The sequence below is a fragment of the Kitasatospora sp. NPDC042419 genome, assembly GCF_056437345.1.
Window position 1 is genome coordinate 68,083 of record NZ_JBWKAW010000018.1, and the last position, 23,449, is coordinate 91,531.

The 23,449-nt window shown below is 74.5% G+C and carries 15 protein-coding genes; 7 read left to right on the forward strand and 8 right to left on the reverse strand.

The annotated features are described in order from the left end of the window. Nucleotides 1-143: 143 nt before the first annotated feature. Nucleotides 144-1,487 carry an aldehyde dehydrogenase family protein gene (locus AC067J_RS28390; RefSeq protein WP_478303871.1) on the forward strand — a complete coding sequence of 448 codons (1,344 nt, stop codon included), beginning with the start codon at nt 144-146 and terminating at the stop codon, nt 1,485-1,487. A 147-nt stretch (nt 1,488-1,634) separates the two neighbouring features. Then, on the forward strand, nt 1,635-1,970 hold the full coding sequence (locus AC067J_RS28395) for a hypothetical protein (RefSeq protein WP_478303873.1): 336 nt from the start codon (nt 1,635-1,637) through the stop codon (nt 1,968-1,970). A 9-nt stretch (nt 1,971-1,979) separates the two neighbouring features. Here the strand turns inward: AC067J_RS28395 and AC067J_RS28400 are convergent, their stop codons facing one another. Beyond that, nucleotides 1,980-3,647, reverse strand: coding sequence for an outer membrane protein assembly factor BamB family protein (locus AC067J_RS28400; RefSeq protein WP_478303875.1), 1,668 nt, complete (start codon nt 3,645-3,647; stop codon nt 1,980-1,982). 145 nt (nt 3,648-3,792) lie between these two features. On the opposite strand from AC067J_RS28400, the gene AC067J_RS28405 reads away from it, so the two are divergent. Then, entirely contained in the window at nt 3,793-4,449 is a 657-nt protein-coding gene (locus AC067J_RS28405) for an NADPH-dependent F420 reductase (protein WP_478303877.1), read from the forward strand. A gap of 80 nt (nt 4,450-4,529) precedes the next feature. Here AC067J_RS28405 and AC067J_RS28410 read toward each other — a convergent pair whose 3' ends face one another. Together AC067J_RS28410 and AC067J_RS28415 are read right to left on the reverse strand one after the other, a co-directional pair. After that, nucleotides 4,530-10,085: a non-ribosomal peptide synthetase/MFS transporter gene (locus AC067J_RS28410; protein WP_478303879.1), complete on the reverse strand. Its 5,556-nt coding sequence runs from the start codon at nt 10,083-10,085 to the stop codon at nt 4,530-4,532. Beyond that, a complete protein-coding gene (locus tag AC067J_RS28415; protein ID WP_478303881.1) occupies nt 10,082-15,295 on the reverse strand; it encodes an amino acid adenylation domain-containing protein in 5,214 nt (1,737 codons plus the stop codon). Before AC067J_RS28415 ends, AC067J_RS28410 begins: the two co-directional genes overlap by 4 nt. A 625-nt stretch (nt 15,296-15,920) precedes the next feature. Between AC067J_RS28415 and AC067J_RS28420 the strand changes: the two genes are divergently transcribed. Further along, a complete protein-coding gene (locus tag AC067J_RS28420; RefSeq protein ID WP_478303882.1) occupies nt 15,921-16,358 on the forward strand; it encodes a YchJ family protein in 438 nt (145 codons plus the stop codon). A 188-nt stretch (nt 16,359-16,546) separates the two neighbouring features. Here the strand turns inward: AC067J_RS28420 and AC067J_RS28425 are convergent, their stop codons facing one another. Together AC067J_RS28425 and AC067J_RS28430 are read right to left on the reverse strand one after the other, a co-directional pair. Then, entirely contained in the window at nt 16,547-17,335 is a 789-nt protein-coding gene (locus AC067J_RS28425) for a polysaccharide deacetylase family protein (protein WP_478303884.1), read from the reverse strand. A 659-nt stretch (nt 17,336-17,994) separates the two neighbouring features. Further along, on the reverse strand, nt 17,995-19,113 hold the full coding sequence (locus AC067J_RS28430) for a serine hydrolase domain-containing protein (RefSeq protein WP_478303886.1): 1,119 nt from the start codon (nt 19,111-19,113) through the stop codon (nt 17,995-17,997). A gap of 171 nt (nt 19,114-19,284) precedes the next feature. Here AC067J_RS28430 and AC067J_RS28435 point away from each other — a divergent pair, with 171 nt between their 5' ends. After that, nucleotides 19,285-19,965, forward strand: a complete 681-nt coding sequence (locus AC067J_RS28435; protein ID WP_478303888.1) for a TetR/AcrR family transcriptional regulator — start codon at nt 19,285-19,287, stop codon at nt 19,963-19,965. A 608-nt stretch (nt 19,966-20,573) separates the two neighbouring features. Here the strand turns inward: AC067J_RS28435 and AC067J_RS28440 are convergent. The 3 genes from AC067J_RS28440 to AC067J_RS28450 all read right to left on the reverse strand — a co-directional run bounded on the left by AC067J_RS28440 (nt 20,574) and on the right by AC067J_RS28450 (nt 22,161). Continuing rightward, nucleotides 20,574-20,708, reverse strand: a complete 135-nt coding sequence (locus tag AC067J_RS28440) for a hypothetical protein (protein WP_478303890.1) — start codon at nt 20,706-20,708, stop codon at nt 20,574-20,576. A gap of 553 nt (nt 20,709-21,261) precedes the next feature. After that, nucleotides 21,262-21,738, reverse strand: coding sequence for a hypothetical protein (locus AC067J_RS28445; protein WP_478303892.1), 477 nt, complete (start codon nt 21,736-21,738; stop codon nt 21,262-21,264). A gap of 72 nt (nt 21,739-21,810) precedes the next feature. Beyond that, the gene (locus AC067J_RS28450) at nt 21,811-22,161 is read right to left on the reverse strand and encodes a hypothetical protein (protein WP_478303894.1); all 351 of its coding nucleotides are present in this window, start codon (nt 22,159-22,161) and stop codon (nt 21,811-21,813) included. A gap of 109 nt (nt 22,162-22,270) precedes the next feature. On the opposite strand from AC067J_RS28450, the gene AC067J_RS28455 reads away from it, so the two are divergent. Together AC067J_RS28455 and AC067J_RS28460 are read left to right on the forward strand one after the other, a co-directional pair. Further along, a complete protein-coding gene (locus AC067J_RS28455) occupies nt 22,271-22,852 on the forward strand; it encodes a GNAT family N-acetyltransferase (protein WP_478303896.1) in 582 nt (193 codons plus the stop codon). Beyond that, on the forward strand, nt 22,839-23,366 hold the full coding sequence (locus AC067J_RS28460) for a 2'-5' RNA ligase family protein (RefSeq protein ID WP_478303898.1): 528 nt from the start codon (nt 22,839-22,841) through the stop codon (nt 23,364-23,366). Before AC067J_RS28455 ends, AC067J_RS28460 begins: the two co-directional genes overlap by 14 nt. Nucleotides 23,367-23,449: the final 83 nt, after the last annotated feature.

Below are 23,449 nucleotides of genomic sequence, written 5' to 3' on the forward strand. Positions count from 1 at the left end.
GCCCCCACCACCGCCCCGGTCCGACCCGGCCCGACTCTGCCCGCCACTGCCCGCCACTGCCCGCCACTGCGCGATCTCGTCCCGACCCTGCCCGACCCTGCCCGACCCGCAACAACAGCTGCCCAGGCCCGGGAGGCCCGCCCATGGAAGCGTCCACCGAACCGTCGATCCACCTGACCGACCCACGCACCGGCCACACCCGCGGCACCCTGGTGCCCGCCCGCGCCGGGCAGGTCACCGAGACCGTCGCCCGGGCCCGGGCCGCCGCGCCGCGCTGGCGCGCACTCACCCCGCGCGAGCGCGAACGCCGCCTCGACGCACTCGCCGACCTCGTCGAACGGCACCTCACCGAGTACACCGTGCTGGAGCAGGCCGGCACCGGCAAGCCCGAGGAGGAGGCGGCCGGCGAGATACGCCAGGTCGCCGACCTGTTCCGGTTCTACGCGGGCGCCGCCCGGGCCGGCAGCGCTCCCGCCGCCGGCCGCTACCTGCCCGGCCACGAGAGCTGGGTCCGCTGGGAGCCGATCGGCGTGGTCGCCGCCGTCGTCCCGTGGAACTACCCGCTGCTGATGGCCGCCTGGCGGGGCGCCCCGGCACTGGCCGCGGGCAACACGGTGGTCGTCAAACCGGCCGAGACCACCCCCGACTCCGCCGCGCTGCTCGCCACCCACGCCGCCGAGGCCCTCGGCGAGGACGTGCTCACCGCCCTTCCCGGCGACCGGGAGACCGGGCGCCTGCTGGTCACCGCCGACGTCGACCTGATCGCCTTCACCGGCAGCGCCGCCGCCGGCGCCGACATCGCCGCCCGGGCCGGCCACCGGCGGGTCAGCCTGGAGCTGGGCGGCAACAGCCCCGTCCTCGTGCTGCCCGACGCCCCCGCGCACACCTGGGCCGCCCTCGCCGAGGCCTGCACCTACAACGCGGGCCAGAGCTGCGCCGCGCCCGCCCGCGTGATCACCTTGTCCGAGCACTACGAGCAGGTCGTCGCCGCGCTCACCGCCGCCTTCGCCGAGCGGCAGGCCGGCCGCGACTTCGGCCCGCTCAACAACCCCGACCAGGCCGCCCGCTACGACCGCATCCTCGCCGCCTCCGCCGCCGAGCGCTCGACCGCCGCGCCCGGCCGCACCGACGGCCTGTGGCGCCCGGCCCGCCTGCTCGCCGACCTGCCGGACGACGACCCCGCCGTACTGGAGGAGGTCTTCGGCCCGCTGCTCACCGTCCAGCACGCCCCCACCGTCGAGGCCGCGCTCGCCCTCGCCAACGCCGTCCCGCAGGCCCTCGGGGCCAGCGTCTGGACCCGCGACCTCTCCACCGCCCTCGACCTCACCGCCCGGCTGGACGCCGGCGAGACCTGGATCAACTGCCACCTCGTCCAGACCGCCGAACTCCCGCACGGCGGCCGCGGTGCCTCCGGCCACGGCACCGACCTCTCCGTCCTCGCCCTCCAGGAGTACCAGCGCCCGAAGACGGTCACCGCCCGGCTCTGAAGTCCTTCGCGTCCGAGCACTTCGCGTGCGAGAACTTCGCGTCCGAGTACGTCGCGTCCGAGCAGCTCGCGTCTGAGTACTTCGCGCAGGGGAACTGAGTACCCGTGCGCTGACGGGGCGGCGGGGCACCCGGGCAGGATCGCCGGTATGACGAAGAGGGTGGCCCGGTCGCGGGCCGGGTGGTGGCGTGCACCGATGGTGTCGACGCTGGTGACGGGGCTCTGCCTGCCGGTCCTGCTCTTTCTCCGGGGGCTGGCCGAGATGGCCCTCGATCCGTGTCCCTCCGAGCCCGGGTCCTGCCCGGCGACCCGTCACGGCCTGGCGTTCGCGGACGGGTGCCTGACGGCCACGCTGGTGCTGCTGGTGGTCCAGTGGCCGGTCGCGTTCCTGCTGCGACCGGCCCGGGTCTGGGCCGCCCTGGCACCCGGGACCGCCCTGTTCCTGGGCGTGGTGACGGTCTTCGGCGTCCAGCCGGGGCAGTGAGCGGGTCGCTCAGACGAAGGCGCCCGGGCGTCCGAGGGCGACGAGGTGGTGGTCCTTGGTGCCGACGTAGATCCGGCCCTTGTCGGTGGCCGGGACGGAGAACTTGCCGACCGTGCCGAGCGGGAAGGAGCGGCGCAGCTTGAGGACGCCGTCGACCGGCACGGGATCGTAGGCGCGCAGTTCGCCGCCCTCCCCGTACTGGCCGGTGCCGGACCAGATCACCCAGACCAGCGCCGAGCCGGAGCGGGTGCCGTCCGAGGTGACGACGGGCGAGCCGGACATCTTGAGGAAGTCCTCGGCGCTGGTGCCGGCGCTGCTGAGCTGCGGATTGCCGGCGGCGTTCACCGAGTACCCGAGAGCGCGCAGCTTGCCGAAGTTCTCAACGGTGTAGACGTAGCCGCCGTCGCCGCCCCAGACGGCCGGGTGGCCCCAGACGCCGCCGAAGGGTCCGGTGAGGCCGACCACCTTGTCGGTCCCGCCGGGGCCCTGGGCCGTGCCGCCCAGGTCGTCGCGGTCGAGCAGGAAGATCCGGCCGTCCTTGCCGACCTGGACGAGCAGGCGGGGGTGGGCGGGGGTGCCGAAGGTGGACGGGAGGGCGACCGGACCGCCGGAGCCCAGGTCGGTGTCCCGCTTGTCGAGGGTGGCGTTGTTGGTGGGGCTGAAGAAGTCCTGGGGCGCGAAGCCACCGTCCTCGTCGACGGCGAAGCGGATCACCGACTCGCCGAGGCCGCCGGGGGGCCGGTTGCCGGGGCCGGGGGCGGGTGAGGCGCCGGCGCCCTGGCCGTTGGCGGTGGTGAGGAAGAACCGGCCGGGGCCGTCCGAGACGAGGCCGCTGCCGGCCATCCAGATCGAGGCGCGCTGGGTGTCGGAGCCGGCGACGGTGGAGAACAGGGTGAGCTTGCGGGTGCGGGTGTCGAGGCCGGCCAGGGTGCCGATGTAGTCCCCGATGCCGCAGAGGGATCCGAAGCCGAGGTAGAGCCGGCCGTCGAGGAGCAGCAGTCCGGGGCGCTGGAGGGAGCGGTAGGCGTTGAACGGCTTGCCGGGGGCGTTGACCGGGTCGCCCTGGACGGTGACGGGCCAGCCGCTGCGTTCGGCGCCGGTCTGGGCGTCGACGGCGTGCACGTAGTAGTGCGGGTGCTTGTCGTCGGGCCCGTCGTTGACCTTGCTGGTCAGGTAGACGGTTCCGGTGGCGGGGTCGTACACCGGGGTGGAGGTGGTGCCGACGTTGGGGCCGGGGTCGGAGCAGCCGATGGCGGCGGAGGGCCAGGCCGGTCCCATCTCGCGGTGCCAGGTGATCTTCCCGGTGTTCGCGGCGATGCCGTAGACGTGGTTGGTCTCGGTGGCGACGACGACGGTCGGGCCGATGACGAGCGGCTGGGCGAAGACCTGTCCGTTGACCGGGGTGGAGAAGCGCACGCCGAAGTCGGACTTGCCGACCTCCGCGGGGCTCAGCGCGGGTTCGTCGCGGTCCCAGGCGGTGCGGTCGGTGGAGAAGGAGCCGGTGGTGACGTCGGCGCGGGCGGTGCCGACGGCCGCGGGGGCGAGCAGGGCGAGGCCGGTGAGGACGGCGGCGGCGCGCGGCAGCCGACGGGGGCCCGGGCGGCGGTGGCCCGCCGGGTTCGGGAGGGTGGTCCGGCACGGGAGGGTGGTCCGGTGCGGGTCGGTGGCTCGGTTCATGGCGCCCATGGTTCGGCGGGGCGGGTGGGGCCACCAGCGGGGATGGTCCACTCGGCGGGCGGCCGTTCGCGGCGTTCACCGGACAGGGCGGGCGGCCTGCTCTATCGTCGACGCGGCAGGTTTCCGAGTGACGGGTGGTGCGGTTGTGTGGTATGGGGTCATTGGTACCGGTGGGGTGGGTCGGACGATCGCGGACAAGCTGGTGGCGCTCGGCCACGAGGTGACGATCGGTTCTCGGACCAAGGACAACGAGAACGCGCTGGCGTGGGCCGAGCAGGCCGGTCCGAACGGGCACGCCGGCACGTTCGCCGAGGCCGCGGAGTTCGGCGCGAGAGTGGTGAACGCGACCGCCGGGACGGTGTCGCTGGAGGCGCTGGGGGCGGCGGGCGCGGAGCGGCTGGCGGGGAAGGTCCTGCTGGACCTCTCCAATCCGCTGGTGTTCTCCCCCGAGGGCACGGTGTCGCTGGACCCGGTGAACACCGACAGTGTCGGCGAGCGGATCCAGCGGGAGTTCCCGCGGACCCGGGTGGTGAAGGCGCTCAACACGCTGACCGCGCCGCTGATGGTGGACCCGGCCCGGCTGCCGGGTGAGCACAACGTCTTCGTGGCCGGTGACGACGCGGCGGCCAAGGCCGAGGTCGTGGCGCTGCTGGGCGAGTTCGGCTGGCCGGCGGAGTCCGTGATCGACCTGGGGGACATCGCGGGCGCCCGGGCGCTGGAGATGACCATGCCGTTCTGGATCCGGCTGATGCAGGCCTTCGGCACGACGGAGTTCAACTACTCGTTCAAGCGCGCGCAGTAGCGGCCGCACGGACGCCCCCGCGCCTCCCCCGACGGAACGGGGAGGCGCGGGGGCGTCGGTATCGCCCGGGGGGGGTGCCGCTACCGGCGGGCGGTGGAGGCGGGGACCCGGTCGGCCGGGTCGTCCTCGACAGGCTCGGGCGCGCCGGCCACCTGGCGTGGCACCCGGGTGCCGGCGGGGCCGCCGGTCCGGCCGGACCGGGCCGCCTCGGCCAGGGCGAGCCGGCGGTCGGCCTCGGCCTGGATGGCGTCCTTGTCGCCGATCTCGGCGTCCGGCAGCGCGTCCGGGAGGAGGTCCTCCAGGAGCCGCAGCGGCCGGTAGGCCAGGCCGAGCAGGCCCCAGAGCGTGAGCACCAGGCCGACCACGACGAGGAGCAGTCCGGCGCCGCGGCCCGGTCCGGTGCCGAGGACCAGTCCGACCGAGTCGGCGAGCGCCCCGCCGGGGCGCATCAGCGGCTCGAAGACGTGGTCGGAGAGCGGGCCCGCGGTGAGGAAGCCGAGCGGCATCATCGACATGGCGAGCATCTGGTTGGTCGCCAGGACGCGGCCCTGGAGCTCCATGCCGACCTTGGTCTGGATCAGCGCCATCCAGTGCGAGTTGAGGATCATCATGGCGGCCCAGAGGACGAACAGTCCGCAGGCGGTCAGCGCGGCCTCGGGTCGGCTGCCGGTCAGGACGGCGGCGACGCCGACCACCGAGGTGAAGCCGATCATGCCGAAGGTCCGCCGCCGCGTGCCGCCCCAGAGGGCCATGACCAGGGCGCCGGTCATGGCTCCCAGACCACCGAGCGCGGTGATCACACCGAGCTGGACGGCCGAACCGCTCGCCAGCACCATCGGGGTGATGAGCACGGTGGCCACGGCGAACAGGTAGTTGAACACCACGAAGAAGACCACCATGGCGACCAGGCTGTGCCGGCGCACGATGTACCGCCAGCCGGTGACCACCTCGCGGATCAGCGGCTCCTCCTGCCGGTCGAACATCGCGTCCGGGAAGCGGACCAGCAGCAGGCAGGTGACACCGATGAGGAAGGTCACCATGTCGAACAGCACGACGCCGTGCAGGCCGATCAGCGAGACCAGCACGCCACCGCCCAGGACGGCCATCATGTCGCCCGCGCCGGTACCGAGTTGGGCGAGGCCGTTGGCCTGCCCCAGGTACCGCTTGGGCACCAGCTGGGTGATCGCGGCCAGGTAGGCCGGGCGTTGGAAGGCCGAGCAGACGGCGCCGGTGCAGGCCACCACGTAGATGTGCCAGACCTGGAGGAGGTCGGCCCAGAGCAGCGCGCCGAGGCCGAGCATGCCGGCGGCGGCCACGGTGTCGGTGACGATCATGATCCTGCGGCGGTCGACCCGGTCGGCGAGCGCCCCGGCGATCGGCAGCAGCAGGACGGCGGGCAGCACCGCGACCACCGAGATCATCGCGAAGTCGAAGGCCGAGCCGGTCTGCTGGTAGACCCAGACGCCGAGGGCGAAGGTGGAGAGACTGGTACCGATCATCGAGACGAACTGGCCGATCGCCACCTTGGCGAAGGTCCCCAGCTCCGCGCGGGCGGCCGGGCGCTTGGCGTCCGCCCGGTCGTCGACCGTGCCCGTGGCGGCGAACCCGACCAGCACCCGGGCGAGTTCCTCGGCCTGGTGCTTCAGGAAGTAGTGCCCGGCGCGCGGGATGACGGCGAGGTCGACGGTCCCGCCGAAGTGCTCCCACTCGGCGTACCGCTCCTGGTACAGCAGGGTGGCGCGGTCCTTCTCTCCGACGACGCAGAGGATCGGCGCCTCGATCGGCTCCGGGCGGGCGTCGCCGTAGGCGCGGGTGTAGAAGTCCTCGGCCTGCCGGACGTCGTGGCGCAGCGCCCGGACCAGGAAGTCCTGCTCGGCCTGGTCGTAGACGTCGGTGAAGCCGCCCATGGCGCGCAGGTAGTCGAGGTAGGAGCGGTTGGAGAGCATCCGGTCGCCGGGGAGCCTGCGGGCCATCCACTCGGCGAACCGGCCGGGCAGCCGCGCGGCGGGGAATGTCCCGCCGAGGGCGACGCCGCGCAAGTCGGCGCCGGCCGCCTCCAGTCGGGAGCCGAGCGCGGTGGCGAGCGCGCCGCCGAGGCAGTGGCCGTAGAGCAGCACCGGGCCGTCGATCCGCTCGCGGATCTGTGCGGTCAGGGTGTCGGCCAGCGCGTCGAGTTCGGCGAGTTCGTCGTCGGGGCGGCTCGGGTCGTGGCCGGGCAGCTCGACGGCGTAGAGCCGGTGGTCGGCGGGCAGGGCGTCGGCGAGGGGCTGGAAGGTGATCGGGCTGCCGCCGCCGTACGGGACGCACACGACGGTGACCGCCGCGGGCGTGTTCCCGCGGGTGAGCTTGTGGACCAGGGTGCGCGGGCCCTCGTCGGCGGTGCCGCCGGCCCGGGCGTCGAGCAGTGCGGCGAGTTCGCGGACGGTGGGGTGCTGGAACAGGTCGATGACCGAGAGGCCGCGGCCGATCAGCCGGACGGCGTGCACGGCGGAGAAGGAGTCGCCGCCGAGGGCGAAGAAGTCGTCGGCGGCGCCGATCTCCTCGGCGGCCAGCACCTGGCGGTAGGCGGCGGCCACCGCGTGCTCCGTCTCGGTGGCGGGCTCACCGCCGCCCGCCGAGGCCGGCTGCGCGGCGACCGGTTCGGGCAGGGCGGCCCGGTCGACCTTGCCGTTGGCGTTCAGCGGCAGAGCGTCCAGGACGACCAGGACGGCGGGCACCATGTAGTCGGGCAGCCGGGTGCGCAGGGCGGCGCGCAGCGCGCCCGGGTCGGGGGCGGCGGCCGGGTCGGCCGGGACGAGGTAGCCGGCCAGGGTGCGGGCGGCGCCCTCGCCGCGGGTCACCACGACGGCCTCGCGCACCTCGGGGCGGGCCGTCAGCTCGGCCTCGACCTCGCCGATCTCGACCCGGAAGCCGCGGATCTTGACCTGGTGGTCGATCCGGCCGAGGAACTCCACGGCGCCGTCGGGGCGGAGCCGGACCAGGTCGCCGGTGCGGTAGCAGCGGCGGCCGTTCACCTCGGTGAAGCGCTCGGCGGTGAGGTCGTCGCGGCCGAGGTAGCCGCGCGCCACGCCGGCGCCGGAGACGTACAGCTCGCCCGGGACGCCGACCGGGACCGGGCGGCGGCGGGCGTCCAGGACGTGCGCGCCGACGTTGCCGAACGGGCGGCCGAGCGGGGCGGTGGCGGCGTCGCCGAGGTCGGCGGGGACGGGCGCGCCGAGCATCGAGACGGTGGTCTCGGTGGGCCCGTAGTGGTTGTGCAGCGGAAGGTCCGGCCGGGCGGCGCGGATCCGGGCCACCAGGTCGGGCCGCAGGGCCTCGCCCGCGCAGATCAGCAGCCGGGCGGGCAGGATCGCGCCGAGGCCGGCGCCGTGCGCGGCGAGGCCCTCCAGGTGGCTGGGGACGAGCTTCATCGCGTCGATCCGGTGCTCGGCCGCGTAGGCGGCGAAGGCCTCCGGGTCGGTCGCCTGGTCGCGGGTGAGCAGGTGCAGGCAGCCGCCGCCGGTGAGGGCGCCGAACACGTTGGTGGTGCCGAGGTCGGCGGCGAAGGTGGAGACCAGCGCCCAGTTCCAGCCCTGCTGGTCGCCGCCGACGCGCTCGCGCAGGCCGTGCAGGTAGTTGCGGTAGTTGCGGTGCTCGACGGCGACGCCCTTGGGCGCACCGGTGGAGCCGGAGGTGAAGACCAGGTAGCAGAGGTGCTCGGGCCGGACGTCCACCTCGGGCGCGTCGGCGGTGGCCGAGCCGTCCGGCACCACCGCCGGGATCCCGGGGGCCGACCGGCCGCGCAGGTCCTCGGTGGTCACCACGGCGGCGGCCCCGGCGGCGTCGAGCAGTCCGTGGATGCGCTCGTCCGGGTAGACCGGGTCGAGCGGCAGGTAGGCGCCGCCGGCCTTGAGGATGCCGAGCATCCCGACCACCAGGGCGGCGGAGCGCTCGACCAGCAGCCCCACCGGGCGGTCCGGGCCGACGCCGAGCGCCCGCAGCCGGTGCGCCAGCGCGTTGGCCCGGTGGTCGAGTTCGGCGTAGCTGAGGACGCCGTCGGCGCCGCGGACGGCGGGCGCGCCGGGGGTGCGGCGGGCCTGCTCCTCGACCAGGCCGTGCAGAGTGCCGCCGAGGTCCCAGCCGCGCAGGGTGTCGTCCCACTCGGCGAGTTGCCGCTGCTCGGACGGGGTGAGCAGGGGCAGGTCGGCGAGCGGGCGGTCGGGGGCCTCGGCCATCGCGTCGAGCACGGTGGTGAGGTGGCCGAGCACGCGGCGGACGGTCGGCTCGTCGTACAGCTCGGTGCGCCAGACCAGGTCGGCGGCCAGTTCACCGCCGGTGTCGACGACGGCCACCGACAGGTCGAACTTGGCGGTGTCGGTGCCGATCGGCCGCCAGTCCACGGCGTGGCCGGGCAGCCCCGGCCGGGCCTCGGCCTGGTTGTGGACGTTGAGCAGGACCTGGAAGAGCGGGGTGTGGGCGAGTTCGCGCTCCAGGCCGAGCGCGTCGATCAGCCGCTCGAACGGCAGGTCCTGGTGGCCGAACGCGCCGAGGGCGGACTCCCGTACGCGGTCCAGCAGCTGGCGGACGGTCGGGTCGCCGGAGAGGTCGGTGCGCATCGCCAGCGTGTTGACGAAGCAGCCGACCAGCGGCTCGGTCTCGCTGCGGGTGCGCCCGGCGACCGGGGTGCCGACGGTCACGTCCTCGCTGCCGGTGTAGCGGCCGAGGACGGTCTGCAGGGCGGCGAGCAGCACCATGTAGACGGTGGTGCCGGTCTGTTCGGCGAGTGCCCGGATCCGGCGGGTGCGCTCGGCGCCCAGCTCGGCGGTGAACCGGGCGCCGGCGGTGCCGGCCACGGCCGGCCGGGGGCGGTCGGTGGGCACGGTGACGGTGGCGGTGGCGCCGCGCAGGCGCTCCTGCCACCAGGCCTGCTGCCGGTCGAGCTCGGCGGCGAGTTCGGTGTGCTGCCAGTGCGCGACGTCGGCGTACTGGACGGTCAGCGGCGGGAACTCGGGCGCCCGGCCCTCGCGCCGGGCCGCGTAGGCGGTCGCGAGGTCGCCGAACAGGACCCCGATCGACCAGCCGTCGGCGGCGATGTGGTGCAGCACCAGGCTGAGTACGGCGCCGTCGCCGGTGCGCAGCAGGGCGGCGCGCAGCGGCAGGTCGACGGCGAGGTCGAAGGGGCGGTGGGCCTCGGTCTCCAGCCAGGCGTCGACCCGGTCGGCGGGGACGTCCGCGGTGGTGAGGGTGAGGCGCTCGGCGGGCAGCGGCTCCGGGCGGACCTCGCCGTCGACGGTCGGGTAGGCGGTGCGGAGCACCTCGTGCCGGGTGAGGACGTCGGTGAGGGCCGCGTGGAGCACGGTCGGGTCGGGTTCGCCGTCGATGTGCAGGGCGAGCGGGATGTGGTAGGCGGCGCTGTCGGGCTCGTACTGGGCGAGGAACCACATCCGGCGCTGGGCCGAGGAGAGCGGCGCCGGGGTGCCGTCGGGGCGCGGGGCGATGGCGTAGCGGTCGCCGGTGCCGCCGGCCGCGGCGGCCTGGGCGTTGGCCTTGGCGTTGGCCTTGGCGTTGGCCTTCGCCCTGGCGAGGCGGCGGCGGAGCAGCTCCTGCCGTCGGGCCTCCGGGTCCTGGGTGGTCCCGGTGGTGGGCTGGTCGGTCATGCGGTCTCCCCCGTCCGGGCGCCGGCGGTACCGGCGGCCGTCTCGTGGTGCGGGTCCCCGGACGCGCCGGGGTCGCCGGCGCCGTCGGGGTCGGTCGGGCGGTCGAGGTCGCTCAGGTCGTCCGGATCGGCGTGGCCGTGCGGGTCGTCGAGGTCGTTCGGGTCATCGAGGTCGTTCGGGTCGTCGAGGTCGCCGATCTCGGCGAGCATCCGCTCCTCGATGCGGCGGGCCAGCGCGGCCAGGGTGCGGGCCTCGAAGATGGTGCGCAGCGGCAAGTCCGTCTCGAAGGTGTCGCGGACCTTGGTGAGCAGCCGGGTGGCGAGCAGCGAGTGCCCGCCGACGGTGAAGAAGTCGTCGTGCCGGCCGACCCGTTCGACCCCGAGGACCTCCTGCCAGAGGTCGGCGAGGAGTTCCTCGCAGTCGCCCTCGGGCGGGGCCCCGGCGCCGCCGAGCTGCGGAGCGGGCAGCGCGGCCCGGTCGACCTTGCCGCTGGGGGTCAGCGGGAGCGCGTCGAGCAGGACGAGCGCGGCGGGCACCATGTAGTCGGGCAGCCGCTCGGCGAGCGCGGTGCGCAGGTCGTCCTCGGTGAGCCCCTCCCCGGTGGGCCCGTCCCCGGTGGGCGGGGTGCCGGGGGTGCCGGGAGTGCCGGGAGTGCCGGGGACGGCGTACCCGGCGAGGACCGGGCCGGCCGGGGTTCCGACGAGCCGGACGGCCGCCGCGGCCACCCCCGGGACCGCGGCGAGCGCGGCCTCGATCTCACCGAGCTCGATGCGGAAGCCGCGGAGCTTGACCTGGGCGTCGGCGCGGCCGTGGTACTCCAGCCGGCCGTCGGCGCGGCGGCAGACGAGGTCGCCGGTGCGGTACATCAGCGCGCCGTCGGGGCCGCCGGGTTCGGCGGTGAACCGTTCGGCGGTGAGGTCGTCGCGGCCGTGGTAGCCGAGCGCGACGCCCGCGCCGGCGATGCAGAGCTCGCCGACGCCGTTGACCGGGACGGGCAGACCCGCGGAGTCGAGCAGGTGCAGCCGGGTGTTGGCGATGGGCGCGCCGAGCGCCACCACGCCTCCGTGGGCGGCGAGTTCGGGGGTGACCCGCTGCGCGGTGGACCAGACGGTGGTCTCGGTCGGACCGTACAGGTTCCACAGCGCGCCCACGCGCGGGAGCAGCGCCCCGGCGAGGTCGGCGGTGAGGGCCTCGCCGCCGCACAGGGCGGTCAGGCCGGGGTCGCCGGACCAGCCGGCCTCCAGCAGCATCCGCCAGGTGGCGGGGGTGGCCTGGAGGTGGGTGACACCGCGGTCCGTCAGCCAGCGGGCCAGCGCGTGGCCGTCGGTGGCGGTGGCCCGGTCGGCGATCTCCACCCGGGCGCCGGTTACCAGCGGCAGCCAGAGCTCCAGGCCGGCGATGTCGAAGGTGACGGTGGTGACGGCGGCCATCACGTCCTGCCCGGTGAGGCCGGGTTCGCGGCCCATCGAGGTGAGGAAGTTGACGATCGCGCGGTGCGGGACGGCGACGCCCTTGGGGCGGCCGGTGGAGCCGGAGGTGTACAGCAGGTAGGCGCGGTCCTCCGGACCGACGGTGACGGCGGGCGCCCCGGTGGGGGCGGCGGCGTGCTCGGGGCCGTCCACCAGAACGGCCTCGCGGCCGTCCAGCAGCGGGTCGCCCGCCGTCGCGGTCTCCGCGACCAGCAGGGTGACGCCGGCGTCGTCGAGGACGCCGCGGTTGCGGACGAGCGGCTGGTCGACGTCGAGCGGCAGGTAGGCGGCGCCGCTGCGCAGCACGCCGAGCAGGGCGGCGGGCAGCAGCCGGCCGCGCCGGACGGCGACCCCGACCAGGCTCCCCGGACCGGCGCCGCGGGCGGCCAGCAGGTGGGCCAACCGGTCGGCGGCGTCGTCGAGTCCGGCGTAGTCGAGGACGCCGTCGGCGGCGGAGACGGCGACCGCGTCCGGGGTGCGGGCCGCCTGGGCCGCGACCAGCTCGTGCAGCCGGGCGTCGGGGACCGGCGCCGCGGTGCGGTTGCCCGGCTCCTCGGCGGCGAGTCCGGCGAGTTCCGCGAGTTCCGTGAGTTCGGCGGCGGAGAGCATGGCGAACTCGCCGAGCGGACGGTCGGGTTCGGCGACGGCGGCGGTGAGCAGCGCGACCAGGTGGTCCAGCACGGCCCGGACGGACCGCTCCTCGTAGCGCGAGGTGCGGTACTCGGCGGAGAGCAGCGGGCCGTCGGCCGGGAACTCCAGGAAGATCGAGAGGTCGGTCTTGGCGGTGCCGTTGCACACCTCGGCGGTGAACCGCAGGCTGAGGCCGGGCAGTTCGACGGCGGCCACCGGGTGGTTCTGGACGGCGAGCAGCACCTGGGAGATCGGCGAGGCGGTGAGCCCGCCCGAGCCGCCGAAGCGGCGGGCGTGGTCGACGAACGGGTGGCCGCTGTGCTCGGCGGCGTCCAGGACGACCGAGCGGACCCGGGAGACCAGGTCGCGGAAGGTGTCGGTGCCGGCCGCGTCGAAGCGCAGTGCCACGGTGTTGATCAGCGAGCCGAGGACCTGCTCCAGCTCGGGGACGGGCCGGACGGCGAACGGGCTGATCACCGCGAAGTCGGTGCGGCCGGTGTAGCGGTGCAGGACCCCGCCGAGCGCGGCGAGCACGGCCATGTAGAGGCTGGCGCCCTCCTGGGCGGCCCAGCGCTCGGTGGAGTGGATCAGCTCGGCGTCGAGCCGGCGGGCGATCCGGCGGCCCGCGATGTCCTGCGGGTTGGGGCGGGAGCGGTCGCCGGGCAGGTGCTGCTCGGCGTCCAGCCCGCGCAGCCGCTCGCTCCAGCGCCGGGCCGCCTCCTGGCCGGCCGCCACCGCGCGCTCCTCCCAGCGGGCGACGTCGGAGAGCTGGAGGGCGGGTTCGGGCAGCTCGCCGTCCCGGTGGGCGCGGGCGATCTCGGCGAGCAGCAGCCCCGCGGCCCAGCCGTCCATCGCGGCGTGGTGGACGGTGAACAGCAGCTCGTGCCGGTCCTCGCCGGTCCGCACCGCGAGGACGCGCAGCAGCCTGCCGCCGGCCAGGTCGAGCGGCCGGGCGGCCTCGGCGCGCAGCGCGGCGTCGAGGGCCTGCTCGTCGGCGCCGGTGAGGTCGAGCAGCGGGACGTCGACGGGGTAGGGCGGGCGGACCTCCGCGCTGACCTCGCCCTCGTCCCCGCGCGGGTTCTCGACGCCGCGCAGCGCGGTGCGCAGCACCTCGTGCCGGCGGACCACCTCGGTCACGGCGCGGCCGAGGGCCTCGCGGTCGAGGACGCCGTCGGCCCGGACGAGCAGCGGCACGTTGTAGAGGGGGCTGCCGGCCTGGATCGACTCGTGCAGCCGGAGTTCGCGCTGGAAGCTGGTGGCGCGGGCGGGCAGTCCGGCCCCGCGCTCGGGGGGTGCGACGGAGCGGCGTCCGCCGCCGCCGTTGGCGACCCGGACGGCCAGTGCGGCGACGGTAGGCGCGGCGAAGAACTCGGCGAGCGGCACCCGGGTGCCGAACTCGCGCTCGATCCGGGCCAGCAGTCCGGCGGCGAGCAGCGAGTGCCCGCCGAGGTCGAGGAAGACGTCGTGCACGCCGACCTCGGGGACGCCGAGCAGGCCCTGCCAGAGTTCGGCGATGCGGGTCTCGACGGGGGTGCGGGGGGCGACGAACAGCTCGTGGCCGGCCCGGCTCCGGGCGACCGCGGGAAGCGCCTTGCGGTCGGTCTTGCCGTTGGGGGTGAGCGGCAGGCTCTCCAGGACGGCGACGGCCAGCGGCACCATGTAGCCGGGCAGGGCGGCGGCGCAGTGGGCGCGCAGTTCGGCGGGGGACGGTTCGGCGGTGCCGGGCGCGGGCTGGACGAAGGCGGCCAGGTAGTCGCCGGCCTCGTCGCGCTGGACGACGGCGGCTGCGGCCTCGACGGCGGGGTGCGCGGTGAGCACCGCCTCGATCTCGCCGAGCTCGACCCGGAAGCCGCGGACCTTCACCTGGTGGTCGACGCGGCCGTGGTACTCCAGGTCGCCGTCCGGCAGACGGCGGACGAGGTCGCCGGTGCGGTAGCAGCGCACGCCGTCGACGGTGACGAACCGCTCCTCGGTGAGGTCGGGGCGGCCGTGGTAGCCGCGGGCCAGGCCCTCGCCGGAGAGGTACAGCTCCCCGATGCCGCCGTCCGGCACGGGTATCCGCTGCTCGTCGAGGACGTGGCCGACGGTGCCCTCCAGCGGGCGGCCGATGACCGGCTCGCCGGTCTCGTGGCGGCCGACCAGCGACCAGGTGGAGTAGACGGTGTCCTCGGTGGGGCCGTAGAGGTTGTAGAGCCGTTCCACCTTGGGCTGGGCGTACACCTTGTCCGCGAGGCGGCGCGGCAGCGCCTCGCCCGCCAGGTTGACCACCCGCACGCCGTCCGGCAGCCCGCCGCCGCCGGGGAGGCCGTCGCCGCGCAGCAGCGCCGCCATCGCGCTGGGCACGGTGTTGACCAGGGTCACCTCCTCGCGGGCGGGCAGTTCGGGGAGCGCGAGGACGTTCTCGGCCACCACGAGCGTGCCGCCGACGGCGAGTGGGAGGAACAGCTCGTAGACGGAGATGTCGAAGCAGACGGAGGTGCCGAACAGCACGCCGGCCAGGTCGGCCGGGGTGTAGGTCCGTGCGGCCCAGCGGAGCATGGCGTTGACGCCGCGCCGGGTGACCGCGACGCCCTTGGGGCGGCCGGTGGAGCCGGAGGTGTAGAGGACGTAGGCGAGCCCGTCGGCGTCGGCCGGGGCGGGAGTGGCGGCGGCGAGGGTGGGCGTCCCTGCGGCGGAGATGGGCGTCCCTGTGGCGGGGACGTCGCCGTCGACGTGGAGGAGGGTGGCGCCGGCGCCGGCCAACAGGTGCTCGTGGGCACGGTCGGTCACCACCACGGGGGCCTGGGCGTCGCCGACGACCAGTTCGAGGCGGTCGCGCGGGTAGGCCGGGTCGAGCGGCACGTACGCACCGCCGGCCCGCAGGACCGCCAGCAGGGTGACCACGAGGTTCGCCGTTCGCGGCAGGCAGACCCCGACCAAGGTCTCGGCCCGGACCCCGGCGTCGGCCAGGCGTGCTGTCACCACGTCGACCGCGGCGTCGAGTTCACGGTACGTCAGCCTCGTCCGGCCGTCGATCACGGCGGTGGCTTCGGGGGTGCGCCGGGCCTGAGCGGCGAACAGCTCGGCCGGCGATGCTGCCGGGTCCAGCGGAGGATGTCCCGTCGAACTCATCAACTCTCCTGAGGGTGTTGCTGCTCCGACTTGTGGTCGGCGAGAAACGGTCGGTGTGCCCCCGGAGATGGTGGGGTAAAGATCTTCTGATGACCAGCACATTTCCGTCACTCGTTCGATATGCCGGAAAGATCACCTCAATCACCCTCCCCATCGGTGCGCAGACGTGAGGGTTCGCCGGTGATTTCGCACTGATTGTCAGGACCCTTGGCATCGGCGGCCGTTGACGCTACGTTCGTCCCCAACGGGTTCCGGGAGACGGCCGACGCCGTTCCGCCGGAGACGCAAGGCCGGTTCCGGCCAATTGATTGTCAGAGACCTGCCAGGTCAGCGGCCGCGCCACCCGGCGCGGGGCGGAACGGCGGCGGTGGCGCCGACGGTCACTGTGCGTACAACAGTGACTGTGAGTCGCGAGTGCGGCGGCGGCCAGTGCGCCGGCGGCGGTGGCGGCGGGGTCGGTTGCGCACATCCGACCGGACGGTCGGGCACACCGGCGGGCAAGCGGTCGGACGGTCGCGCACGCGCCGCGCATCCGGTCGGGCACCCGGCCGGCCGACCCGGCGTACGACAGGGTGGGCGGCAGGGTGGGCGGGAGCCGCCCCGGACAGGGGCCAGAATGTACGCCATGTCCCGACGACGCCCCGCGCCCCGCGCCGCCGCGCCCGCGCCCCGCCTGCTCCCCTCCTCCCCCTGCCCCTGCGGGCTGCCCGCGACGTACGGCGAGTGCTGCGGCCGCCTGCACCGCGGCCAGGCCGCCGCGACCACGGCCGAGGCCCTGATGCGCTCGCGGTTCAGCGCCTTCGCCGCCCGCGACGAGGCCTACCTGCTGCGCACCTGGCACCCCGACACCCGGCCGGACTCGGTCGACTTCGACCCGGGGCTGCGCTGGGTCCGCCTGGAGGTGCTCTCCGGCTCCGAGGGCGGAGCGTTCCACGCCGAGGGCACGGTGGCCTTCCGCGCCCACTACACCGAGGGCCGGGAGGAGGGCGTCCTCACCGAGCACAGCCGCTTCGTCCGGCACGAGGGCGCCTGGGTGTACCTCGACGCCCTCTCGCTCGACTGAGCGGCGGGCGGGCGGCCGGCACCGGGACACCGGGGCACCGGGGCACCGGGGCACCGGGGCACCGGGGCACCGGGGCACCGGGGCACCGGGCGACACCCCCCGCGCGGCACCGGGCGGCACCGGGCGGCACCGGCCGACGGGGCGGGCCCGCCGGTGGCCCGCCGCGCGGCTGCTACGGGTAGCGACTGCTACAGGTAGTCGTCCAGCCGGGCCAGCGCGAAGCCCTGCGCGGTGACCTCCTCGACGACCTTGCGGAGCAGGTCGGTCATGGTGCCCGGCCAGAGGTCGGTGCCCCGGAAGTGGGTGAGGATGATGTCGCCCGAGTGCAGGCGCTGGTCGAGCTGGCGGTACTCCATCCGGTCCGGGAAGGCCTCCTCGTTCCAGAGCGGCACCGCCTCGATGCCGCAGGAGGCGGCCGCCCGCAGGGTGTCCTCGTTGTACTCGCCGTACGGGGGCCGGAAGAGCCGGGGGCGGGCGCCGATCTGCTGCTCCAGCTGGTCCTGCTGGTTGCAGATCTCCTCCCGCTGGGTCTCGTAGCCGAGGACCTTGAGGTTGCGGTGGTTGATCGTGTGGTTGTTCACCGCGTCGCCCTGGGCCGCGAGCCGGCGGAAGTACCCGTAGTCGGAGCGGGCCAGGTAGTCGGCGACGAAGGTGGAGAGCGGGATCCCCAGTTCGGCGGCCATCCGGCTGAACTCCGGGTCCTTCTCCGCGCCGTCGTCGACCGTGAGGAAGACGATCCTCTCGTCGGTGGGCACCCGGTAGACCACCGGCGGCAGGCCGTCGGCGAGCTTCACCCCCGAGGCCGCGTGCAGCTCCGGCCTGCTCGCCGGGCGCGGCGGCGCGGGCAGCGGCGGACGCTCCAGCCCCCAGCGGTGGGCGGTCTCCAGCGCGGTCCGGACGGCCTCGGCCTTGCGGGCCACCGCCTCGCTGCTGGTCTCCTCCTCCGCACGGGCGGGCCCCGGCAGGGACAGCGGCACGGCGGGCGGACGCGGAGCGCCCTTGTCGGCCGGCGCCCCGCCCGCGGGCGCCCCGGGTCCGGGCGCCGCGCTCACCCCGGCCCGCGCCGGCTCCGGCGCCGCCGGGCCCCCGGTCGGCCCGCCGCAGCCCGCGACCACGGCGGCCAGGCACACCGCCGCGACCAGCCCGGCGCGGCTCCGGTGATGCCCCCTCAGAAACCCGCTAATACGACAATCTGATGGTCTATCCATGGACCCACTGCTCCCCCGCCACGCCGACCACTCAATCCCCCCGTCACCCGGGCGGCGCAGCCGGACGCCGCCCGAGGGCCCTCACGCAGCGCCCCCGCCCGGCACCTTCACCGGGGGCACCTTCACCCCCGGGCGCCTTCACCGGGCGCCTTCACCCGGCCCGGGGCGCGGGTCGGGGCGGGGCGCGCGCGGGGCGGGGCGGGTCGGGGCGCGCGCGGCGGCGTGGCCCGAGGCGCGGACGGCGGCGAGCAGGGAGCGGGCCCGAGCGGCAGCGGCCACCCGCCGGCGAGCACCACCGGCTCCCGTTGCGGGCGCCGCCCGCCGACGAGCGCGAGCACGACGCCTTGGACGAGACGTCGTACTCGCATTCACTCGCCCGGGCACGCGAACCCCCAACGCGCTCGGCCGCCACGGCGTCCGCGTCCCGGTCAGCCGTACATCGCCAGGCGGTACAGGGTCGCGAGCGCGCCGTCGATGGGATGGGGCTGCGGCCTGCCGGAGGAATCGAGCCTGTTCCACCTCTGCAGGTTCACCGCGACCGCCATTTGCCGCTTGCCGTCGGCACGGGTCATGGCCAGCGCTCCACCACCCCAGACCGTGCCGCCGTGGCCCCAGAAGACGCCCTGCCCGGGATCCTCCATCGGGTGCAGGCCGAGGCCGTAGTCGATCGTCCTGCCCTCCTGGGAGACGACCGGGACCGTGCGTTGCATCTGCGCCAGCGACGACGGGCTGACGATCTCCCCGGCCAGCAGCATGCCGTAGAAGCGGTTGAGGTCCGCGACGGTCGATATCAGCGAGGCCGACGGCCCCACCCACGACATGTCGTAGACGCTGTAGTCGCGCGGCGGGTCGATCATGCCGAACCACGCCTCGTAGAGCTGCGAGTGCGGGCCGTCGACGTACGGTCCGGAGGGGAGTTCGGTGTCCCGGAGCCCGGCGCGCTCGATGACGTTCCGGGTGATGTACTGCTCGGCCGTGGTGCCGGTCACCACTTCCAGGAGTCGGACGAGGAGCAGGTAGTTGGTGTTGGAGTACACCCCCGGTGTGCCGCCCGGGGCGCCGACCGCGGGTGCGGTGACGCCCATCCCGATCAGGTCGGCGGGGTCGAACCGCGTGAGCCGGTGGTCGTCCAGACTCTGGGGCCCGGTGTCCGCGAGGGCGGGGAACGCCTTGAGGGAGGGGTAGGCGTACGGGAGGTACTCGGCGAGGCCGCTGGTGTGGTTGATCAGCATCCGGACCGTGATGGCGTCACCGCGTTCTCCGGGGACCAGCCCCGGAAGGTACCGGCTGATCGGTGTGTCGAGGCCGATCCGGCCGCTCTCGACCTGTTGCAGGACCGCGGCGGCGGTGAAGGTCTTGGTGATGCTGCCGACGCGGTGCCGCATGTCGGCGGTGACGGGGCGACCGGTGGCGACATCGGCGACCCCGGCGGCACCGCGCCAGACCTGGTCGCCGTCACGCACCTCGGCGAACAGGCCCGGCATCCCGGCGCGGTGGACGTTCTCGACGGCTGCGTTCAGCGCCGCCGAATCCAGTGGGTTCTTCACGTCATGCGTCCTTTCGTGTTCCCCGGGGTGAGCGCCGCATCGGTCGCCCGACCGGGACAAACAGGGCACGAGTGGCGTGCCGGCCCGCCGGCACACCCATGTCCTCATTATGCACACGGTGCGTGCAACACCAAGTGCACAGGTAGGCTGGGACCCGGCGAGAGGAGCCCGATGGCAGGCCGAAGGCGTTGGTCCCCCGAAGAGATCCTGGATGCGGCGGCGGAGCTGCTGCGCACGGACGACGCGGAGTCGTTCAGCGTGCGCAAGCTGGCCGCGGTCCTCGGAACCGATTCCTCCAGCCTCTACCGGCACTTCCGCAGCAAGACCGAACTGCTGCGCGCGGTCGCCGACCGGATCCTCCTGGCCGCGATGGACGGCTACCGCCCCGAGGGCGACTGGAAGCAGCGCATCACCTCCCTGGCCCTGCGCGTGCGAGAGGCCTTCGGCCGACAGCCCCAACTCGCCGCGGTCTGGGGGCGCTACGCGTCCAGCGGCACCGGCTCCCGGCTGGTCATGGAAGAGGCGCTGGAGGCGCTGCGCGCGTCGGGACTGCCCGACGAGGAGATCCCGACGCACTACCACCGGACCGCGGTCCTCCTCGCCGCGCTGATCGCCTCCGAGGCCGGGGTCAGCGCGGTCACCCCGGAGGAGCACGAACAGGGCATGGAGCTGTTCCGCGTGGCGGTCCTGGGCGCCGACCCCGAACGCTTCCCGAACCTCGCCCACTTCGCCCGCGACGTCCGCCCCCTCGGGGTGGACCGCCGCGCCGCGTTCGAGGAGATCCTCGCCGCCCAACTCGCCCACATCGAGGCCGCGATCCGCCCGAACCAGGCGGTGCCGTCAAAGTCGTGAGGGCTCACCGGCAGGCCGCCGGGGCGCGAGAAGACAGGGCCGGAACCGGGCGCTCGGCCGCTCACGGGGCGGGTTGACCAGCAAACTCCACCCGGCCGTCGACGGACGGATGTCGCGACCGTTTGAGGACACGGGCGCGCTGGAGTCGGAGGTCAGGAAGCACCCCCACGACGGTGGGGATGGGCCCTCAACGATGGCCGGCGCTGCCAGTAGGGGCGTTCTGTGCCCCGCACACGCGGGGACACCCAGCCCTGGCTGAACCGGGCCGCCTCCCTGTCGGCGTACTCCTCCAACAGTCGGGCGGCCTTCACGGGAACGTGCTCACCGGCTGCGCAGGCCCGTTCATGTCGTGCGCCCACAGTTCGTGGGCAGCGGCGAGCGGGGCCTCGGAGTCCGGACACACCTCGCAGTGGACGATTGTCCGCGCGATCCGCAGGGACTCGCCGAAGGGGCCGGCCACCCGGTGTCCTGCGGCGTGCCACGGGACCTCCCCCCGAGGCCGTGAGGTGGGAAGTGGAAAGGGCCGGCCAGGGGCTCACCCGCCGCGATGGGCAAGAGCCCCGTCCTCATTGGTTGAGGCCGGGCCCTTGACTACTCGTCAGATCACTTCACTCGCCGGGGTTCAGGGCTTCGTCTTCCTTGACGATGACGTGCTCCTCACCCTCGATGGTGATCACCTCGCCATTGGCGAAACCGTCCTTCTTGGGCGCCGTGCCTTCGTCGTTCGTCTGCTCGGTCGCCATGTCTACCTCCGGCGCTCACCGCGATGAATAGCTGTCCTGTCAGGCAGCTGCTCGGAGTCTTGACCACGTTCGATTTGTGCGGCAAGTCCAAGATCAGCCACGACGCGCAAGCACAGAGACGGGGCCCTGAGCACAGCTCCTCAGACGCGATTGCCCCAGCGGGAGGCGATGGCGTCGCGGGCGTTGTGGCCGTGGAGGCTGCCTTCACCCTCACCGCGGCGCGCGCTGTGCGACTGGCACCGGATGTCGAAGGACACCGCCGGAACGTGGGTTGGGGCAGCCGCCGGCCGACCTGGCTACCGCACCCGCCAGGTCGCCGCCGTCGAGCTGCCCATCGCCGTCCCGCTCTACCGGACAACCTCGTCGGCGTCGCCGGTCGCTCGCGGCAGGTGACGACCGCGGCGAGGGCACGGACGGCAACGTGTGGGCGCTGTGCTGCCCGTAGCACAAGGCCAAGCCGCGGCGGGACTTCAACGCCGAACGTCCGCCGTTCTGACAGCACGCCGCCCCGGTGCAGACCGTGAGAGGTCCGAACCGGGGCGGTGGGCGACTGTCAGCGCTGAGTGAAGTCGTCCGCTTCGTACCTGTCGACAGCGAGGAAGTCCGGCGCCCCGTGCGATGAAGCCGGGTCGGACACGAACACGCCGGCCGTGTAACTGTCGCCCAGCGCGACCCAGTCGGGCTGCGTGGGCGCCGGGGCGGACACCGGGGCGGACACCGGATCGGGCGTGTGGAGGACCGCATGGCCGTTCACCCAGGCGAATCGAGCCGCGTACACCGCGCCGGAACTGCTCACAACGGGAAGCTCGGACGGGACGTACTTCCCCCCGCTCGCGACGATCACGGCCACGCCGTTCCGGTACTCGATCGACAGGGTCGCGGCGTCCTCGGGCTTGATCTGGTCTGCCGGGATCAGCGCCGGTTCCGTGGGTGCCGTTGCTGCGGGGGTGGAGGTCAGTCCGAGGTTTGCCAGCTGCTCGGGTGACATCTGCACCTTCGCGGGTCCCTTGGAGTTGGGCGTCTCGGGCATGGCTGTCTCCTTACCGGTCGGCTCGCTGCCGACCCTGCGCGGATCTTCCCATGACGGACAGTCATCAAACCGTCACTCCTGACAGATCGGAGGTGCGCGCCATGCCTCGCGAACCATGCCCCGTGCAGTGTCCCCGGGTGCCCCGAGCAGGGACGTGGCCCCTTGCACATCAGCTCGTTTCCGCAGGTCGGGAACATGGTGCAAGAGTGAACCGTCCTGCCAGGTGGTCGCCCAGGCCAGGTCGAACGGGAGCGCCCGCAGCAGCTCGCCGTGCGCGCGGTCCAGCCAGACCTCCACCGGGCGGGCGGCCCAGGCGGGCTCGGTCCGGAAGGGCCGGCGCCCCGGCGGGCGCTCCGCCGGGGTGGCGAAGTACGGGTTGAGCGGTCCGTCGACGTCCAGCAGGAGCAGCGGGCGTGGTTCCACGGGACGGAACCGTACCCCGCACGGGCGGGCCGGAGCAGCGGCGGTGCCGGTTCCGGGGATGATCGAAAACCGTTCGTCACCGGGGCGGCCGGGCGCCGATAATGCGCGCATGACGATCAGCGGGACACGTACTACCGAGATGACCTGGGCCGTTTCGGCCGCCGACGTCGGGTCCGCGGAGGCCCTGGCGTTGCTGCGGGAGTACTACGTGGACGTCGCCAACCGGTACTACCGGCTCCACCTCGGCCGGGAGGGCACGACGGAGGAGATCGAGACCGGGCTGGCGGACTCGCCCAGCGACGACCTCGCCCCGCCCGCCGGGGTGTTCCTGCTCGGGCGCTACGGCGGGGTGGCCGACTCCTGCGCCGGCCTGCGCGTGCTCGACGCCCGCACGGTGGAGCTGACCAGGGTGTACGTCCGCCCCGCCCGGCGCGGCACCGGCGGGGGCGCGCAGCTGCTGGCCGCCGTCGACGAGGCGGCGCGGGCGCTGGGGGCGGAGCGGATCGTGCTCGACACCCGGCTCGACCTGGTCGAGGCCCGCGCGCTGTACCTGCGGAACGGGTACCACGAGATCCCCGCGTACAACAGCGGTCCGTACTCCGAGGTCTGGTACGGCAAGGACCTCACGCCCGGCCCCGCCGACGACCAGGCCCAGTCCCCGACCTCGGGCGGACCGCGTGCAGACCGTTGAGCTGCTCTGCGACGCGCCGTTCGACCGCGCCGTTCGCACGCTCTGGCAGCAGCTGGCCGACGGCGGCGTGGACAGCCTCGCGCACAACACCCACGCCGGCCACCGCCCGCACCTGACCCTGGCCTCGTGCGCCCGGATGCCCGACGGAGCCGCCGAGCGGCTCGACACGCTCCTTCGGGACGCCCTGCCGCTGCCGGTCCGGCTGACCGGGCTGCTCTCGTTCAGCGCCCGCAGCCGACGCCGGGTGCTCAGCCGGTCGGTGGTGCCGACCGTCGACCTGATGCTGCTGCACCAGCGGGTCTGGGAGGTGCTGGACGGCGCCGAGGAGCCGGACCGGCACTACGTCCCGGGCCGCTGGTCCCCGCACCTGTCCCTCACCCGCCGCCTCGTCCCGGAGGACGTCACGCTCGCGCACGACCTGCTCGGGCGTCTCCCCGACCTCACCGGGACCTTCGACGCGGCCCGCAGCTTCGATTCCGAGACGCAGGAGGCCCGTCCGCTGGGAGCGGGATGAGGGCCGGACGCCCCCGGGCGGCACGGCGGCGAGCGGCACGGCGGCGAGCGGGGCGCCGGAGGGAGTATCCGCGGCAGGGCAGG